General features: G+C 61.3%; 17 protein-coding genes. 6 read left to right on the forward strand and 11 right to left on the reverse strand.

The window, feature by feature from the left end; genetic code table 11:
- Positions 1-20: 20 nt before the first annotated feature.
- Positions 21-1,097 (reverse strand): ABC transporter ATP-binding protein, encoded by a 1,077-nt coding sequence (locus tag BLS41_RS32120; RefSeq protein ID WP_074771712.1) that lies wholly within the window; start codon positions 1,095-1,097, stop codon positions 21-23.
- 99 nt (positions 1,098-1,196) lie between these two features.
- Here BLS41_RS32120 and BLS41_RS32125 point away from each other — a divergent pair, with 99 nt between their 5' ends.
- Positions 1,197-2,168, forward strand: coding sequence for a LysR family transcriptional regulator (locus tag BLS41_RS32125; RefSeq protein ID WP_074771713.1), 972 nt, complete (start codon positions 1,197-1,199; stop codon positions 2,166-2,168).
- A gap of 168 nt (positions 2,169-2,336) precedes the next feature.
- Here the strand turns inward: BLS41_RS32125 and arsH are convergent, their stop codons facing one another.
- The 5 genes from arsH to BLS41_RS32150 all read right to left on the reverse strand — a co-directional run bounded on the left by arsH (position 2,337) and on the right by BLS41_RS32150 (position 6,339).
- On the reverse strand, positions 2,337-3,125 hold the full coding sequence (gene arsH, locus BLS41_RS32130; RefSeq protein ID WP_074771714.1) for an arsenical resistance protein ArsH: 789 nt from the start codon (positions 3,123-3,125) through the stop codon (positions 2,337-2,339).
- Positions 3,122-3,547, reverse strand: coding sequence for an arsenate reductase (glutaredoxin) (gene arsC, locus BLS41_RS32135; protein WP_074771715.1), 426 nt, complete (start codon positions 3,545-3,547; stop codon positions 3,122-3,124). The genes arsH and arsC overlap by 4 nt, the downstream gene beginning before the upstream one ends.
- A 4-nt stretch (positions 3,548-3,551) precedes the next feature.
- Entirely contained in the window at positions 3,552-4,628 is a 1,077-nt protein-coding gene (arsB, locus tag BLS41_RS32140) for an ACR3 family arsenite efflux transporter (protein WP_074771716.1), read from the reverse strand.
- A 73-nt stretch (positions 4,629-4,701) separates the two neighbouring features.
- Positions 4,702-5,034 carry an ArsR/SmtB family transcription factor gene (locus BLS41_RS32145; protein ID WP_074771717.1) on the reverse strand — a complete coding sequence of 111 codons (333 nt, stop codon included), beginning with the start codon at positions 5,032-5,034 and terminating at the stop codon, positions 4,702-4,704.
- A 462-nt stretch (positions 5,035-5,496) separates the two neighbouring features.
- A complete protein-coding gene (locus BLS41_RS32150) occupies positions 5,497-6,339 on the reverse strand; it encodes a MipA/OmpV family protein (RefSeq protein WP_074771718.1) in 843 nt (280 codons plus the stop codon).
- Between the two features lie 337 nt (positions 6,340-6,676).
- Here BLS41_RS32150 and BLS41_RS32155 point away from each other — a divergent pair, with 337 nt between their 5' ends.
- From BLS41_RS32155 to BLS41_RS32170, 4 genes are all read left to right on the forward strand, one after another.
- Entirely contained in the window at positions 6,677-7,399 is a 723-nt protein-coding gene (locus tag BLS41_RS32155; RefSeq protein ID WP_074771719.1) for a response regulator, read from the forward strand.
- Positions 7,396-8,775, forward strand: coding sequence for an ATP-binding protein (locus BLS41_RS32160; RefSeq protein WP_074771720.1), 1,380 nt, complete (start codon positions 7,396-7,398; stop codon positions 8,773-8,775). The genes BLS41_RS32155 and BLS41_RS32160 overlap by 4 nt, the downstream gene beginning before the upstream one ends.
- Before the next feature lie 233 nt (positions 8,776-9,008).
- Positions 9,009-9,392 (forward strand): hypothetical protein, encoded by a 384-nt coding sequence (locus BLS41_RS32165; protein ID WP_074771721.1) that lies wholly within the window; start codon positions 9,009-9,011, stop codon positions 9,390-9,392.
- 28 nt (positions 9,393-9,420) lie between these two features.
- The gene (locus BLS41_RS32170; RefSeq protein ID WP_074771722.1) at positions 9,421-9,837 is read left to right on the forward strand and encodes a DUF1801 domain-containing protein; all 417 of its coding nucleotides are present in this window, start codon (positions 9,421-9,423) and stop codon (positions 9,835-9,837) included.
- 35 nt (positions 9,838-9,872) lie between these two features.
- On the opposite strand, the gene BLS41_RS32175 is transcribed toward BLS41_RS32170, so the two are convergent.
- Together BLS41_RS32175 and BLS41_RS32180 are read right to left on the reverse strand one after the other, a co-directional pair.
- Positions 9,873-10,265, reverse strand: a complete 393-nt coding sequence (locus tag BLS41_RS32175; protein ID WP_074771723.1) for a DUF1090 domain-containing protein — start codon at positions 10,263-10,265, stop codon at positions 9,873-9,875.
- A gap of 128 nt (positions 10,266-10,393) precedes the next feature.
- Positions 10,394-11,176 carry an ABC transporter substrate-binding protein gene (locus BLS41_RS32180; protein WP_074771724.1) on the reverse strand — a complete coding sequence of 261 codons (783 nt, stop codon included), beginning with the start codon at positions 11,174-11,176 and terminating at the stop codon, positions 10,394-10,396.
- Positions 11,177-11,528: 352 nt separating this feature from the next.
- Between BLS41_RS32180 and BLS41_RS32185 the strand changes: the two genes are divergently transcribed.
- Complete coding sequence (locus BLS41_RS32185; RefSeq protein WP_074771725.1) at positions 11,529-12,998, forward strand: MFS transporter; 1,470 nt, start codon at positions 11,529-11,531, stop codon at positions 12,996-12,998.
- A 104-nt stretch (positions 12,999-13,102) separates the two neighbouring features.
- Here BLS41_RS32185 and BLS41_RS32190 read toward each other — a convergent pair whose 3' ends face one another.
- The 3 genes from BLS41_RS32190 to BLS41_RS32200 all read right to left on the reverse strand — a co-directional run bounded on the left by BLS41_RS32190 (position 13,103) and on the right by BLS41_RS32200 (position 16,188).
- Entirely contained in the window at positions 13,103-14,395 is a 1,293-nt protein-coding gene (locus tag BLS41_RS32190) for an MFS transporter (protein ID WP_074771726.1), read from the reverse strand.
- Between the two features lie 140 nt (positions 14,396-14,535).
- Positions 14,536-14,910, reverse strand: a complete 375-nt coding sequence (locus tag BLS41_RS32195; protein ID WP_074771727.1) for a BON domain-containing protein — start codon at positions 14,908-14,910, stop codon at positions 14,536-14,538.
- 45 nt (positions 14,911-14,955) lie between these two features.
- The gene (locus tag BLS41_RS32200; RefSeq protein WP_171910363.1) at positions 14,956-16,188 is read right to left on the reverse strand and encodes a porin; all 1,233 of its coding nucleotides are present in this window, start codon (positions 16,186-16,188) and stop codon (positions 14,956-14,958) included.
- Positions 16,189-16,255 lie beyond the last annotated feature (67 nt).

Consider the following 16,255-nt stretch of genomic DNA (forward strand, 5'->3'; position numbering starts at 1 on the left):
GTGCACAGGCGGCAAAAAAATCATGCGGCTACGACAATGGTGTCCTGCGGATCGAGCGCGACGACCATCGTCTCGCCCGGCTCCGGGATGCGCCTTCGCGCGGCGTGACCGCCGGGTTGTCTCAGGCTGATCGCGGTGCCGTCGGCGAGCGACGCGAACACGCGCAGGCTCTCGCCCTGATAGATCACTTCGGTGACGCGGCACGACAGGCGATTCGCGTTCTCGTGTCGATGATCGGCGTCGATGACGAGCTTCTCCGTGTGCACCGCGAGCAGCAGCCTGTCCGCGCGCGGCACCGGATGCGCGGTGCGCAGAACGGTGTCGCCGAGCCGCACGGCGTGGTCGTCGGCGCGGCTGACGCCGAGCAGCGTCGCCTCGCCGATGAAACTCGCGACGAACGCATTGCACGGTCGGTCGTACAGGCGTTCGGGTGTGTCGATCTGCACCAGCTTGCCGTCCTTCAGCACGGCGACGCGGTCGCTCATCGTGAGCGCCTCGCGCTGATCGTGGGTCACGTTGATGATCGTCGCGCCCAATTGCCGATGCAGCCTGCGCAGTTCGATCTGCATCGCGTCGCGCAATTGTTTGTCGAGCGCGGACAGCGGTTCGTCCATCAGGATGAGTTGCGGCTGGAACACGATGGCGCGCGCGAGCGCCACGCGCTGCTTCTGTCCGCCCGACAGTTGATGGATGCCGCGGTTTTCGTAGCCTTTCAGTTCGACCATGTCGAGCGCGTCGGCCACGCGTTTACCCCACGTCGATTTCGGTTCGCGCCGGGCGCGCAACGAGAACGCGACGTTCTCGCCCACCGTCATGTGCGGAAACAGCGCGTAGTTCTGGAACACGATGCCGATGTTGCGCTTGTGCGGCGGCGCAAATGTAATGTCACGCTCGCCGACCCAGACGCTGCCGGCACTCGGTGTGACGAATCCGCCGAGAATGCCCAGCAGAGTGGTTTTGCCCGATCCCGACGGACCTAGCAGCGAGACGAATTCCCCCGGCGCGATCTCGAGCGAAACGTCGTCCAGCGCTGTGACAGGGCCATACCGTTTGGTCGCCGCCCTGATTGACACTCCGGCTTTAACGCGTGCATCCATGTCGAGAGTCCCGAGGTTGAAACAGATGTTGAAAAAATATACGGCGCGATATTTTTGGCGGCAATTCCAAAATTGTTGTGTCGGGCATAACATCAGGTCATGCCAAACCTTCGGAAGAAGCTGCCGAGCGCCAATGCGCTGTTCGTGTTCGAGGCCGCCGCGCGCTGCGGAAACTTCACACGCGCGGCGCAGGAGCTGTATGTCAGTCAGCCTGCGGTGAGCCGGATGCTCGCGCGCATGGAAGACCATATCGGCGTGCGCCTGTTCGAACGCGTTCGCGGCGGCATCGAGCTGACCGAGAACGGCAAGATCCTGTACCAGAAGATCTCCGAAGGATTCAGCGGGATAGAAAGTGCGATACGCGAGATCGAGGCGCGCGCGACGGGCGTCGAAACGGTCACGCTGTCGGTCTCCACCGCGTTCACCACGCACTGGCTGATGCCGCGCATGAGCCGGCTGCATCGCGCCTTCCCTTCCGTCGATCTACGCTTTCAGCTGATCTCGGGGCGCATCGGCGGGCCGCTCGTCGATGTCGATCTCGGCATGCGCTTTTTGCACGACGACGAAATCGACGAGAACGCGGTGCTCGTGATGCCCGAAGCGCTGCTGCCGTTGTGCAACGAGCGCTACTACGAGATCGCCCAAAGCGACGCGGGCCGCGCGCAAGGCGACAGCGTAATCGTGATGGACGACGAGGAGCGTGGCTGGCACGAGCGGTTTCATGCATTCGCGTCGAAAGCACGGCACGCGCAAAGCATGCTGAGCTTTAACGATTACGCAATCGTCGTACAGGCTGCATTGCTCGGACAGGGCCTCGCGCTCGGCTGGCTGAACGTGACGTCGCACTGGCTGGCGCAGGGCGCGCTGGTGCCGGCCGAACAGGAGTTGATCGTGACGAGCCGGCGCTGCTGCATGCTGACGCCGCCGAACCGCCCAATCCGGCCGATCGTCGCCGCTGTGCGCGACTGGCTGATCGAAGAAGCGCGCAACGATATCAGGATCGTCGGACAGAAATATCCGGGGCTGGGTCTGCGTGATGCGTTCGAACGGGCGGGGTTGGTGCTGGAGTGAGGCGTGTTGCGGTAAGCCGATTGATGCCCTTGACGAAGGTGTTTCGTTTGCCGGAATCGCGTCACACGCCGAAAGCGTCAGCGCGCCGGGCCAATTTGCGCGCCGGGATTGGCTTCATCACCGGCGCGCTCATACAGTCTGCAATATCAATGCGAACCTGATGAACACCTATTCGGTTTCGTTCTCGTCGGTGTCGGTATCTGTATCGGTGTCGGTGTCGGCATCGGTCGCCGGAGCTTCGTGATCCATCGCGACGGCGGCCAACTGTTCGGCGAGCCCGGGATGGGCTTCCTTGCGCTCGCTGTAGCGGTCGGTGAGATAGGCCGAGCGGGAGCGCACCATCAACGTGAACTTGTACAGTTCTTCCATGACGTCGACCACGCGGTCATAGTACGAAGACGGCTTCATCCGTCCTTCTGCGTCAAACTCCTGCCACGCCTTCGCTACTGAAGACTGATTCGGGATTGTCACCATCCTCATCCATCGACCAAGCACACGCAGAGCATTCACCGCATTGAACGATTGTGAGCCGCCGCACACCTGCATGACGGCCAGTGTGCGTCCCTGGGTGGGACGGACCCCGCCGCTTTCCAGAGGCAGCCAGTCAATCTGGTTCTTGAAAACCGCCGTGAGTGTGCCGTGACGTTCGGGACTGCACCAGACCTGTCCTTCCGACCACTCCGAGAGTTCTCGCAGTTCCGCCACTTTCGGATGATCGGCGGAAACGCTGTCCACAATCGGTAGACCCTGCGGATCGAACACTCGCGTGTCAGCGCCGAAGTGGCGCAGGATACGTTCCGCTTCCAGCGTCAGTTGACGGCTGAAAGATGTCGCGCGCAGCGACCCATAGAGCAGCAGGATTCGCGGCGCGTGCTGCAATTCGACCGGAGGCGTGAGCTTATGCAGGTCGGGCGTATCGAGGTGCGGAGCGCTGATGTTGGGCAGATCGTCGATCACTTTCCCACTCTCCGGCCTGCGCTGTCGATCACGACTTCACCATCTTCCTTCGTGAAAGGTCGATTCGATGCGCCGGGCAGAATATCCAGAACAAGTTCCGAAGGACGGCACAGACGCACACCGTGAGGCGTGACAACAAACGGGCGATTCATCAGAACAGGATGCGCGTGCATCGCATCCAGCAATGCTTCATCGCTCAAGGATGTGTCATCCAGCCCGAGGTCTGCGTATGGCGTACCTTTCTCGCGCAACGCCGCGCGTACGCTCAGACCCGCCTGTTCGATCAACGCCTTCAGCGTCTCACGGTCCGGCGGCGTTTTCAGATACTCGATGATTCGAGGTTCGATGCCCGCGTTGCGAATCATTGCCAGCGTATTGCGAGACGTGCCGCAATCAGGGTTGTGATAAATCGTGACGCTCATCGCTTTATCCTTTGATAGCGTTACCTGCTTCATACCAGTGCTGTGACCGGTTCACTACGCCGACGACCAGCAGCATGACCGGCACTTCAATCAACACGCCTACCACCGTCGCGAGCGCAGCTCCCGACTGGAAACCGAACAGGCTGATGGCAGTCGCCACGGCGAGTTCAAAGAAGTTACTGGCCCCGATGAGACTCGATGGTCCAGCGACACAATGCGCGACGCCCAGACGACGATTGAGCAGATAAGCGAGGCCGGAATTGAAGAACACCTGAATCAGGATCGGCACCGCCAGCAGCGCGATAACAAGTGGCTCCCTGATGATGGCCTGACCCTGGAACGCAAACAGCAGAATCAAGGTGACCAGAAGCGCGCAGATGGAATACGGTGCGAGACGCGCAACGGTCCGCTGGAAATGGCCCTCACCTCTGACAAGCAATCGCTTGCGTAGCACCTGTGCAAGTACGACCGGAATGACGATGTACAAGCCGACGGAGATACTCAGCGTGTCCCACGGAACCGAGATGGCGGAGAGGCCAAGCAACAGCGCGACCAGCGGCGCGAATGCCACGATCATGATCGAGTCGTTGAGCGCGACCTGCGACAGCGTGAAGTACGGATCGCCCTTGCACAGTTGGGACCAGACGAAAACCATCGCCGTGCACGGCGCGGCGGCGAGCAGGATCAAACCGGCAATGTAGCTGTCGAGCTGCTCGGCGGGCAGCCACGGCGCAAACACATGCCGAACGAAAATCCAGCCAAGCAGAGCCATCGAGAATGGTTTGACCAGCCAGTTCACGAACAACGTCACGCCAATGCCTCGCCATTGGCTTTTAACCTGAGTCATTGCGGCGAAGTCGATCTTGATCAGCATCGGAACGATCATCACCCAGATCAGCGCGCCGACTGGGAGGTTGACCTGCGCTACTTCCAGCCGCGCGATCGAGTGGAAGAATCCGGGAAAAGCCTGACCCACCAGGATGCCGCCGATAATGCAAAGCGCGACCCAAACCGTCAGGTAACGTTCGAAGGAATTAATCGCGGGACGTAGGTCGTCGCCGATCTTGTCAAGGCTGCTCATTGAGTTTCCCGGTTAGCCTCAAATCGGTGTGGCGCGTTGGAATGCTCAATAGCCAAGCCGACGATCACACACTTCACGGATTCTGCCCGCAGCAATCGGAGAGGTTGCTCGCTGCACACGTTGCGCCAGCGCAGCAGTTCTCCGTCAGAAAACCAATCAGACCTGTCATCGCGTCGAAATTGGCTGCGTAGAAGACAAAACGGCCGTCCTGTCGCGGCTTGACCAGGTCCGCGTGGGTCAGATCCTTCAGGTGAAATGACAGGCTTGATGGCGAAAGTCCAACCTGCTGCGCAATCTCACCTGCAGCCATACCATTCGGACCGGCGACAACGAGCAGTCGAAAAACTGCGAGCCGCGATTCATGAGCGAGCGCGCCGAGGGCACGTACAACGAGATTTGAGTCCATGCGACGAACGATAGATCATTCGCTTTTATATTTCAAGTAATATTGAAATGATCGTGACTTGCTACGTTGAAGAAGGGTGATCAAAGTGGTTGATCGTCGGCACAATCGCGGTCGTACAGGCCACACGGCCAGTTGGAATCTGCGTCGCTTCGGGTAGCGAAATGCCGGTCGCGTAAGGCTGCGACCGGCTTGTGTCCCGCCGTCCACCAGTCTGCCCGCAGATACTCTGCCTGTTCTGTCGAGGCTAAGGTTCGCTACAGCTACAGGACGCAAACGGCGAGAGAATCGCCCGCGCTCACAACCGGCCGGTTACCACGCGATAAATGGCAAGCAGGAAGCCCTTCACGCGTAAGCGACAGCGGGTCATGACGGCTCCCAGTGGACATCCCTGATCATGCTTCAACATCAAGCAGAGGCCCAATTCACCCGCGATGACACCGCGCGGCCTCTTTGATCAGCGGGCTAGAACGAATAATTGGCGAAGGCGCCGTATGTCATCTGCGTCTTCTTCTCGACAATCGGGCTGTTGCCCACGGCACCCGGCAACCGCGACGCAACGATGCGTGCGCCAAGATTCCAGTGCTTGTTGAGTGCGTAACTGGCTCCTGCGGTCAGCCGAACCGCTGCGATGCCCGAACCCGGCGAGTATGTGGGCAGACCCGACCGGGCGCTATCCTCGGCATTCACGCCGAAAAACGTCTGGTTGTATTGGGAGCTGCCCCACGTCACGCCCGGCCCCGCGGTCAACGTCAATTGATTGACCGGACTGTATTTGCCCAGCAGATCCAGCGAAGCCGTCGTTCCCTCGTGCTTGCCCGCAACGTCCTGAGAAACCGCGCCGACGACCGATAGCCAATCGATGTTGTAGCTCGCGAACAGCGTCGCATGCGCCGTGCTATCGATATCGGACAAACCGCGCAGATGATCGTCGTCGGACGCCTTACGCGGCTTCACCAGGTCGTAAGAAAGCGCAACGCCTACACGGAAATGGCTGTCGCGGTAGAGATAGGCGCCGAGTCCCAAAGGTACATTAGCGTCAGCGACAGATCCGACGAAGAAGCGCCCATACCCGACGCTCACGAGCGGCGCGGGCTGAAAGCGGGTTGAGCTTGCGCCTTGATATTTTGGCGTGGCGAACACGCCGACACCCAGCGAGAACCGCCAGCCATCGTCGGTAACCTCGGGAGCCGTCGACGCGACGGCGGCCGGCGTCGAACTGCTCTGCGCGAAGACGGGGAAGGCGGCAAAGAGAGCGCTCAAAGCGACCAGACGTCCCAGGCAAACGGGGCGCTTCGTGACGTGCATGTAATTCTCCTAAAACTGCGCGAAAGATGAAGGTGCAAGGGTGCCGATTCGGCAGAACCCTTCGCAGGACGCTCTTTTTCTGAAGAGCGCGGATTATTGCCAGCGAGTCACGTCCATCGAGTCACGTCCATGATTCGGAGGTGGACGGTTCGACTCATGAAGGGGATGCCAATGAGCTTTCCGCTGGCGAATGGCCGGTCGAGGACCTCAGATTACGCAGGAGAATCGACGGTATGATGTGCCGTTTGTTTCGGCGCTGAAATAATGTGTCGGAGTTGCACTATTCGCGATGGACGGCTGACATCACGCAGGGCGCCGTCCAGGCTAGCATTCGGAAATGACTTATATGCCGCACATTCTCGTTGTCGATGACGAAGAGGACATCAGGTCCTTGCTTACCGGTTTTTTCCGCAAACACGGCCATGAGGTCAGCGTGGCGACGAACGGAGAGACGCTGTTCGCCACACTCGAACATCAACGGATCGATCTCGTCATCCTCGATGTCATGCTGCCGGGCGAGGACGGCTTCAGTCTCTGCCGCCAGTTGCGCGCGACATCGAAAATACCCGTCATCATGCTTACCGCGGTCGCCGATCACGTCGACCGGGTGGTGGGACTCGAGATCGGCGCCGACGACTATCTGGTCAAGCCGTTCGACGCGAGAGAACTTCTGGCGCGAGTGAAGGCGGTGTTGCGACGAACCGCGCAAAACGACACCGTGGTGAGCAATTCGCCGACACGGCCCGTCCTCACGTTTGCCGGCTGGCGGCTCGACATTGCCAAGCGTGAACTCCGATCGGAAGACAACACACTGACGATACTGTCGAGTAACGAGTTCGATCTTCTGCTCGTATTTGCAGAACATCCGCAACGGGTGTTGACGCGCGACCAGTTGCTCGACATGGCGCGTGGCTCGACCTATGAAGTCTACGATCGAAGTATCGATGTCCAGGTTGCGCGCCTGCGTCGCAAGCTCGACACGAACAGCGATGTCGAATCGGTCATTCGCACGGTTCGGGGCGGTGGCTATATGTTCACCCGACTGGTTCGTCGCGGATGAACATCCGCTTACGCGTGCCCGACACGATCGCGTGGCGAATAGCGCTCACCGTTGGCGCCGCGATCCTGAGCGTGCTCGTTTTCAGCGCACTGTTCGACCGCTTTGCAGGTCCGTCGGCCGCCGAGCGCGCGCGGCTGGAGAGAGCCGACGACGCTATCAGGATGATCGAGGTCGCGCCGTCCGGTAACCGCCAGCAGTTGGCGGACACCATCACGGTTGCGGACAAGGTGGTCTTGTATCCAGCCGGATCATCGATAGCGAAGCGGCTGGAAGCGGCCAGGCTGCATGCGCCGTCTCCGGAAACGATGGGCTGGTTCCGGGACAACGGACACGAGCGCCGCTCAATGATCTTTACTTCCAGCGACCCGCTGTCCAGGACGATCGACTTCGATCGGGTTGCCCATCCCGATGCCTACTTCATGGCCGTGCAACTCCGCGACGATAGCTGGGTGATGTTTATCGCCAATCGCCGGCCGTGGGGGAATCTGCTCCCCGCGAGGATTGCAACGACACTGGCGTCGGTGGCGTCATTGATCCTTGCGGCGTCGATGCTTGCCACTTATTTTCTGGCAAGACCGCTCAGGCAATTCGCGGAAGAACTTCGTCAGATAGGCGGCGATCCGCGAGCCGGGCCTGTCCGGGAAGCGGGTCCGAAGGAGTTGCGTGCAGCGATCAACGCATTCAATGCGCTGCAGGCGCAACTCCGTAAATTCGTCGACGACCGCACGCTGATGCTGGCCGCTATTTCGCACGATCTGCGAACACCGTTGACCAAGATCCGCCTGCGCGGAGAGTTCATCGAAGATGAAGAGCAGCGGCTTCGCCTGTTCCGCGACGTCGACGATCTGCAGGCCATGGCGGACTCCGCGCTGTCGTTCTTTCGCGACGACTACAAGGACGAGGAGTCGACCGTGTTCGACTTCGCCGGACTTCTGCGCACTATCGCCGACGACTACAGCGACCAGGGCGCAGCGGTCCGCTACACCGGTCCCGATCGCCTCGCGATCAGCGGACGGCCCTTCTCGTTGCGGCGAGCCTGCATGAACCTGATCGACAACGCGGTGAAATGGGGTGGAAGCGCCGATCTGGAATTGACGCCCACGCCGACCGGGGTGGCGCTCACGGTCAGCGACCGGGGACCCGGCATTCCCGCTGATTCGCTCGAAAAAGTCTTCAGCCCGTTCTTCCGGGTTGAGCAATCCCGAAACCGTTCCACAGGCGGCATGGGACTCGGTTTGACCTCCGCGTTGGCCGTCATTCGAACTCATGCGGGCGATATCGCGCTGAGCAACCGGCCCGGTGGCGGGTTGACGGTGCGCGTGACGCTTCCGGTGGCGGCGAAAATCGTGGGAAGCGGGAAAAACTCGAAGGCGTAGCGAGCACGGCTGAGTTCGACGTGAATCGTGTTGTGCCGTCAGCCGGGTTTTTCGCGCTGTGTTCCCGGATTGCATGCCGGCCCATGCGAAGAGATTGCATCGAGTAGGAAAATGAAATTACTATCTCCGCGATGACCGGAGACGATGCTCTCCCTCGCACGCGCAGCCGCTGCCCTGCCAGCGCGAATCGACGCCGGTCACACTTCGCCACAGCCGACACGGATTTTCCTTCGATGCCCGCCACCGTCCGCAACTCGCTCGTCTGGATTTTCGACGCATTCGAGCGCGATCCGACCTACATCAGCAAGCGGATGTTCGGCTGCGATGCCGCTTATATCGACGGGCTGTTGTGCCTGGTCGCCGCCGATCGCGGCGAGCCGTGGAACGGCCTTTTAATCTGTACGTCGCAGGACCGTCATGCTGCGCTCATTGCAGGAATGCCTGCATTGCAGCCGCATCCTGTGCTCGGCAAATGGCTATATGTCTCGCAGGAGAATCCCGCCTTCGAGACCGTCGCTGAACAGATAACCGCGCTCGTACTGGCACGCGACCCGCGTATCGGTGTCGAGCCGAAACCGCGCAAGCGTGGCCGCAAATCCAGTCTGCCGGACGCGTAAATCAGCCTCTCACCATCGAGGAGATGACATGAGCAAAGCGGCTTCAACTGACGATCGTCCGGCATCCGAACTGATCGATCAAAGAATCGCCGACCTCGGCGACTGGCGCGGAAAAACGTTGAGCAGGATGCGCAAGCTCATCAACGAGGAAGACGCCGACGTCGTAGAGGAATGGAAGTGGATGGGCACACCTGTGTGGTCGCACGATGGAATCATCTGCACGGGCGAGTCGTATAAGAGCGCGGTGAAACTGACCTTTGCGAAAGGCGCATCGCTGGATGACCCGAGCGGGCTTTTCAACGCCAGCCTCGACGGCAACACGCGGCGCGCGATCGACATTCACGAAGGCGAAGAAGTCGACGCGACAGCATTCAAGGCGCTGATCCGCGCCGCGATCGAACTCAACACGTCCAAAGTGAAATCACGGCGGAAGCCCGCGAAATAAGCGGCGGGCGGAACCGGCCGCCCACTCGCACTCAATCAGTTGTGACTCTCGATTAACGCGCGCTCCAGATCGGCGTGCGCTTCATCCACCTTGCGTTGACGGTCGGCGATTTTCTTCGCGCTCTTGCCCTGCGCTTTCGCCTCTTGCAGATCCTTCTCGCGCTCGTCCAGCCGCTTCTGCGCCGACGCGATCTTGCGTTCGCTATCGCGACGCAGCGACGCGTCCGTACAGTGCGCGTTCACCTGGCCAAGCGCCGTCTCCAGACCGTCGACACGCTTCGCATTGCCATGCGCGCGGGCGTATGCAATCTCCTTCTCCAGCGACGCTCGCTTGGCGTCACAGCCACCGGTTTGCGCCGATGCAAGAAGCGGAGACATTGCGGAGAACGACAACGCACACAACATCACGGCCCTGAGAGTGTTTTTCATCTGCAATCCCGGTGGTATTTGAACGACGCACCTGACCGCTAACCAGAAAATCAGGCGCGAACGAACCACCATATTACCGATGTCCATTGCGCCCCGGCCCGTTGCTTACAGCACGGGCCGGTGGATCATCACTGCCCGTACACGTCGAAGTCGAAATACTTCTTCGCAATTTTGTCGTAGGTGCCGTCGGCGCGCGTGTCGGCGATAGCCTTGTCGATCTTCGCCTTCAGATCGACGTCTTCCTTGCGCAAACCGATTGCAGTGCCGCTGCCCAGCGTTTTTGCGTCGTACAGCGGATTGCCGGCGAACGCGAAATCCTTGCCGCGCGGCGTGCGCAAAAAGCCGACGTCGGCCTGCACCGCGTTTTGCAATGACGCATCGATCCGGCCCGCGATCAGATCCGAGTACACCAGATCCTGATCCTGGTACGACACGATCGTCGCGCCAAGCGGCTCCCAATTCGCCTTCGCGTACGTTTCCTGAATCGAGCCCTGCTCGACGCCAATCCGCTTGCCCTTCAGCGACTCCGGCGTCGGCAGGATCGACGAGCCTTTCTTCGCGACGAGGCGCGTCGGGATGCGGAACACCTTGGCCGAGAACGCGATCTGCGCCTGGCGCGCGGGCGTCATCGACATGGTGGACAGCACGCCGTCGAACTTGCGGCCCTTGAGCGCCGGAATCATGCCGTCGAACGAATTCTCGACCCACACGCATTTCGCGTTCAATCGACGGCAGATTTCGTTGCCCAGATCGATATCGAAGCCGACGAGCTTGCCGTCGGGGGCTTTCGATTCGAACGGCGGATAGCTCGGGTCGACACCGAACTTCACGGTCGACCAGTCTTTCGCCATCGCGCTGCCGGACGACGCGGCGAGCAGCGCCATCGTCAGGGTTGCAAGCAGGGTTTTCATGTTTTCCTTTTCACTCTTTTTTAAATCGATGGGCGGCGTGGAATCGACAGCCACGATGCTTGCGGGGCCACATCCGGCGCGCAAAACCTGACATTCGAACGTAATCTCGCGATCCGCGCAAATTCATTAAGAAAATCAATTCATGCGCGGGGCGCATGTTAGTGAGATGGGACGCGAGACTGCCTGCGCGCCCAAGGACGCCCGAAACGCAGGACAAACACCCATTCCGCCTATACGTCTGACGAAAACGCACGCGTTTCCCGCCAGCAACACCCATTAGCAAATAACCAATGTGGATTTGTGCGAGCACTCCCGTAAGGTTAGGATTGCGCCTTTTGCCGGTCGCCTCCGCATGTCAACCACCTTTGCGCCCTCCTCGCCCGCTGTTTCTCCTACCGGGCCCGCAAAGCCTGTGATCCGTTCCGCGTCCGACGTGTCGGACCTCGTCAATCGAGGCGCGGCGGCCGGAAGCAACGCTCGCATCGTCGTCGCGATCGCGCTCGGCGGCGTTTTTCTCGATGCGTACGATCTCGGCGCGCTTGCCTTCGGCCTGAAGGACGTGGCCCGCGAATTCTCGCTGACACCTGCCGGCACAGGGCTGGTGGCATCGGCGATCACGTTCGGGGCGATCTTCGGCGCGTTCTTCGGCGGCTTCCTCACTGACAAGATCGGCCGCTATCGCGTCTTCATGGCCGACATGTTCTTCTTCGTGGTCGCGGCGCTGGCGTGCGCTTTTGCGCCGAACGCGTGGGTGCTCGGCGGCGCGCGCTTCGTGATGGGTCTCGGCGTGGGTATCGACCTGCCGGTCGCGATGGCGTTTCTCGCGGAGTTCTCGCGGCTCTCGGGACGCGGCAACAAGGCCTCCCGTATCGCGACGTGGTGCCCTGTCTGGTACGCCGCGATCAGCATTTCGTATCTGCTCGTGCTGGGTTTCTATTCGACGCTGCCCGCCAGCCATTCAGGTTTGCTGTGGCGTCTGATTCTCGGTTTCGGCGCGGTGCCTGCACTCGTGATCATCGCGGTTCGTAGCCGGTATATCAGTGAATCGCCGGTTTGGGCCGCCAATCAGGGCGATCTGGAGGGCGCGGCGCGTATCCTGAAACGCTCGTACGGAATCGACGCGGAGGTCTCGCGAGACGCAGCAGCCGCCGGTCGCGCGCCGGTTCGCGCAGGCTCGTGGCGCAACTACGGCGCGTTGCTGCGCGGCGTTTATCTGAAGCGGACGGTTCTGGCGACGGTGACCGGCATTGCATCGGCATTCGCTTACAACGCAGTCGCGTTCGGCTTGCCCGTCATCATTTCGAGCTTTCTCGCCCAGTCGATGCTGACCACGATTCTCGCGTCGCTCGTGCTGAATCTCGGCTTCGCGTTCGTCGGCGGTCTGATTGCAGTGCGGATCGTGCCGACGGTCGGCGCGTGGAAATTGACCGTGTTCGGCTACACGCTTCAGTTGATCGCGCTGCTGGGTCTCGCGATCGTGGGACGTCCGTCGTCGACGCCCGAGGTGGTCGCCGCCGTTGCGCTGCTCGCGACGTTCCTGCTAGGCCAGGGCGTCGGGCCGGGATCGCACACGATGACTTTCGCGTCGTTGAGCTATCCGACTTCGCTGCGCGGCGTCGGCGTGGGCTTCAATCAGACGCTGATGCGCGCGAGTTCGGCGGCGTCGCTGTTCCTGTTTCCGGTGCTGGCCGCCGCGTTGAACACGCGCGTTTTCTGGATCATCGCGTTCGCGCCGCTGTGCGGTTTGATCGCGTTGCTGGCGATTCGCTGGGAGCCGTCGGGTTACGACGTCGATGCAGAGGATTTTCAGGTCAACGCGTAAGTTGGTTGGATTGCGTTGACCGTTAAGGCCGGATCAAGCTCTGGTTGCTTTCCAGACAACCAGGTTGATCCGGCCACTTGATATTCAGGCGCCGCGAACGGCCCTTACTTCTCTCCCTCGCCGAACATCGTCAGCCCGACCAGGCTCACCACGCCGCAGCCCAGCACGTACCACGCGGGCGCATAGAAGCTGCCGCTGATCCGCCACAGGTAACTGACGATCAACTGCGCGAAGCCGCCGAATACGGTCACGCCGAGCGCATAGATGATGCCGAGCGACGTCGCCCGCACTTCGGGACGCAACGACTCCAGGATCATCACGAAGCCGGCCGGACCCGACAGCGTCATCAGCCCGATCAGCACGAAAACGACTGCCAGCACGGTGCCGATGGAAGGCCACGCGCGGATCACGTGAAACGCCGGCAACAGCAACACCAGCGACACGATCGACACCGCGTAAAGCAGCTTCTTGCGGCTCGGCACGCGATCCGCGATACGGCCGGCGAGCGGCGAGCCGATCAGCAGCACGACACCCGCCATGCAGCCGGCGAGCGACGCCACGGCCGACGGCATCCCGAGCGTCAACGTCAGGAACGACGGCAGAAAGAATGCGATGGTGTACATCGACGACGTGCCGCCAATCACCAGCATCGTGCCCGCGACAATCTGCCGGAACGGCAGACGCGCCCTCGGTTTCGGCGTCGAGGTTTCGTGTGCGACGGGCAACGTATCGTCGAGATGACGGCGCAGATAAAAGCCGATTGGCCCGATCAGCAAGCCGATCAGGAACGGCACGCGCCATCCCCATGACAGCAAGGCTTCGTGCGGGAGACTCTTCGATAGCGTCACCGCCACCAGCGCACCCACCAGCAGCGCGCCGCCCTGGCTCGCCATCTGCCAGCTAACCAGCGAACTGCGCTGGCCCTTGCTCGCGGACTCCATCAGCAGCGTGGTCGCTGCACCCACTTCACCGCCCGCCGAAAAGCCCTGCAAAAGACGTCCGCAGACGATCAACACCGGCGCCGCGTACCCGATGCTCGCGAACGTCGGCGCGAAGCCGATCACGCCGGTGCCGAGCGCCATCATCAGCACGGTCAGCACGAGTGCCGGTTTGCGGCCCGCGCGATCGGCATACGCGCCGATCACGATCCCGCCGAGCGGACGCACGACAAAGCCGACGCCGAACGTCGCCAGTGACAGCATCAGCGAGCCGAGTTCGCTATCGACCGGAAAGAACAGCTTGCCGATCAGCGCGGCGAAGAAGCTGTAGACCGTGAAGTCGAAGAATTCGAGGCCGTTGCCGAGCGCGGCGGCGACGATCGTCGAGCGGATTGCGCGGTTCGACGGCGCTACGTGCGCCACCTGAGCCACGGTGTCGGATTGGTTTGTTGCGTTCATGCCGAGACACGCCCAGAGATGAAGTAAAAAAACGCGCCCGTTAGCGGCTAACGAAGCGCGCCGCAGGTCCGCTAACGCTGTTCAACTGCACGGTGAACCCGGCAGTTAATCGCTCGCGGACCTGCGGCATCGAGCAGTGCTTATTCCGAGCCTTTCACACCCGCCACCACACGCAGCTTCAGCTTGTTGACGACGGAACTGACGCCCGGCACGCGCTGCGCGACGCTGGTCGCAAGACCGATCTGACTGTTGTCGGCCACTACGCCAGTCAACGTGACCACGCCCCCGTTGGCGCGCACGCGAATATAGCTGGACTTCAGGCCGTGGCGACGTTCGCTGCGCAGCGCACTGCGCACCGACGCCGCCAGTTGTTTGTTCGACACAGCACCGCTTGCCGCGCTGGCGGTAGCAGAAGCCGAAGCGGAATCCGCTTCGGCCGCGCTCGCGCCTTGCGCATATCCGTTGATGCAGGCCGCCATCAGCAGCACTGCGCCCGCTATCTTTATTGCTTTCATGCCTTATCTCCTCATGCAGGGACGACGCCGGATGCGCGGCGTACTTTAAAACTTGTGGTACATGCCGACCAGCACGACGCGCGGCGACTGGTAGTTCTCAAGTGCGCCGTTGGCCCCGGTGTAGCTGGTGCTGACGTAGTCGACAGTCGGCTGTTCACCCGGATACTTGCCATAAGGCGGCGTCGAACCGGTGTTGGTGATCATCGAGCCGCGCACATAGAGCGCCGTGCGCTGCGACAGGTTGTAGTCGTAGCCGAGCGTTATGCCGTACGAACGATCGCTGAAACCGGCCACCGTGCGATACGCGAGTTCCGCGCGAAAATCGTTGCGCTGATAGCGGTACAGGCCACCCAGGGTATAGAGCGAAGCCACGCGGTCACCGGCCAGGCGCGGCGCGAGAAAGCTGTACCCCGCCGACAGCACGTAGTGCCCGGTGTCGTACACCGCGCCCGCCGCGAAGTTGTCGGTACGCACGTACGACGAAGTCGTCAGCGCATTGAGGCCGTAGTTGCCGAGATAGCTGAGCGTGCCGAACACGCGGCCGTCGTAGTAATTCAGCGCGATGGCGCGGGTCGTCACGGTCGGCGCCGTGCTGCCCTGGCTCGCCAGCGACACCGCGACCTGCGCATTGAGCGGCCCGAACCACGGCGTCGAATAGCTGATTGCGTTCGGCAGACGCGCCGGTTCGTAGCTTGCGCCCGGCCCGAGGTCGTAAGTCCACGCGGTCAGAAACGCAACGGCGGACACCGTGCCCACCTGTCCGAAAATATCGACGAACAGCGGTACGCCGACATCGTCCTGCAAGCCGAACTTGAGTTCACCCGTGCTGCGCGAGCCGATCGACACCCACGCCTCGCGATTGAACAGCGTGTTGGTCGTGCCAAGCTGTCCGTTCGAGGCGTTAAAGCCGCTTTCGAGATTGAAGCGGGCACGGTAACCGCCGCCGAGGTCTTCGACACCATAGAAGCCGAACTTCGAGGTCCACTGTCCGCCGCTCTGCTGCACGAATGCGGTTTGCGCGCCTTTGGTGAAGCCCACCGCCTCGTCGACCACACCGTACAGGCTGACCCCAGGCGAGTACGCATTCACCCCGACGTACGGAATGCCCGCGAAATAGTCGTTGAAGAACGAGTCCGACGCCCACGCGCCCTGGCCGGCCACGCCCACCGCGGCCAGCACCGCCGTGCGCAATGCGGTCCGCGCGACACGGCGGCCGGGACGCTTCGATGAAGCAGTGGAACACCAGGAGAACACAGACTGCGGGTTGGTCTTATTCAAAATCCGAAGGCTTCTTGTGGCCATTGATGAACTCATTTCTGGTTGGTCGGTAAACGCGCGCTTCTCT

Source organism: Paraburkholderia fungorum (genome assembly GCF_900099835.1).
Classification (GTDB): domain Bacteria; phylum Pseudomonadota; class Gammaproteobacteria; order Burkholderiales; family Burkholderiaceae; genus Paraburkholderia; species Paraburkholderia fungorum_A.

What these genes read in the sequence shown, in the direction of transcription:
- BLS41_RS32120 (WP_074771712.1), bottom strand. Translation starts at nt 1,097, where the DNA reads ATGGATGCACGCGTTAAAGCCGGAGTGTCAATCAGGGCGGCGACCAAA.
- BLS41_RS32160 (WP_074771720.1), top strand. Translation starts at nt 7,396, where the DNA reads ATGAACATCCGCTTACGCGTGCCCGACACGATCGCGTGGCGAATAGCG.
- BLS41_RS32185 (WP_074771725.1), top strand. Translation starts at nt 11,529, where the DNA reads ATGTCAACCACCTTTGCGCCCTCCTCGCCCGCTGTTTCTCCTACCGGG.
- BLS41_RS32170 (WP_074771722.1), top strand. Translation starts at nt 9,421, where the DNA reads ATGAGCAAAGCGGCTTCAACTGACGATCGTCCGGCATCCGAACTGATC.
- BLS41_RS32195 (WP_074771727.1), bottom strand. Translation starts at nt 14,910, where the DNA reads ATGAAAGCAATAAAGATAGCGGGCGCAGTGCTGCTGATGGCGGCCTGC.
- arsB (WP_074771716.1), bottom strand. Translation starts at nt 4,628, where the DNA reads ATGAGCAGCCTTGACAAGATCGGCGACGACCTACGTCCCGCGATTAAT.
- BLS41_RS32180 (WP_074771724.1), bottom strand. Translation starts at nt 11,176, where the DNA reads ATGAAAACCCTGCTTGCAACCCTGACGATGGCGCTGCTCGCCGCGTCG.
- arsC (WP_074771715.1), bottom strand. Translation starts at nt 3,547, where the DNA reads ATGAGCGTCACGATTTATCACAACCCTGATTGCGGCACGTCTCGCAAT.
- BLS41_RS32190 (WP_074771726.1), bottom strand. Translation starts at nt 14,395, where the DNA reads ATGAACGCAACAAACCAATCCGACACCGTGGCTCAGGTGGCGCACGTA.
- BLS41_RS32125 (WP_074771713.1), top strand. Translation starts at nt 1,197, where the DNA reads ATGCCAAACCTTCGGAAGAAGCTGCCGAGCGCCAATGCGCTGTTCGTG.
- BLS41_RS32150 (WP_074771718.1), bottom strand. Translation starts at nt 6,339, where the DNA reads ATGCACGTCACGAAGCGCCCCGTTTGCCTGGGACGTCTGGTCGCTTTG.
- BLS41_RS32155 (WP_074771719.1), top strand. Translation starts at nt 6,677, where the DNA reads ATGACTTATATGCCGCACATTCTCGTTGTCGATGACGAAGAGGACATC.
- BLS41_RS32175 (WP_074771723.1), bottom strand. Translation starts at nt 10,265, where the DNA reads ATGAAAAACACTCTCAGGGCCGTGATGTTGTGTGCGTTGTCGTTCTCC.
- BLS41_RS32165 (WP_074771721.1), top strand. Translation starts at nt 9,009, where the DNA reads ATGCCCGCCACCGTCCGCAACTCGCTCGTCTGGATTTTCGACGCATTC.
- BLS41_RS32145 (WP_074771717.1), bottom strand. Translation starts at nt 5,034, where the DNA reads ATGGACTCAAATCTCGTTGTACGTGCCCTCGGCGCGCTCGCTCATGAA.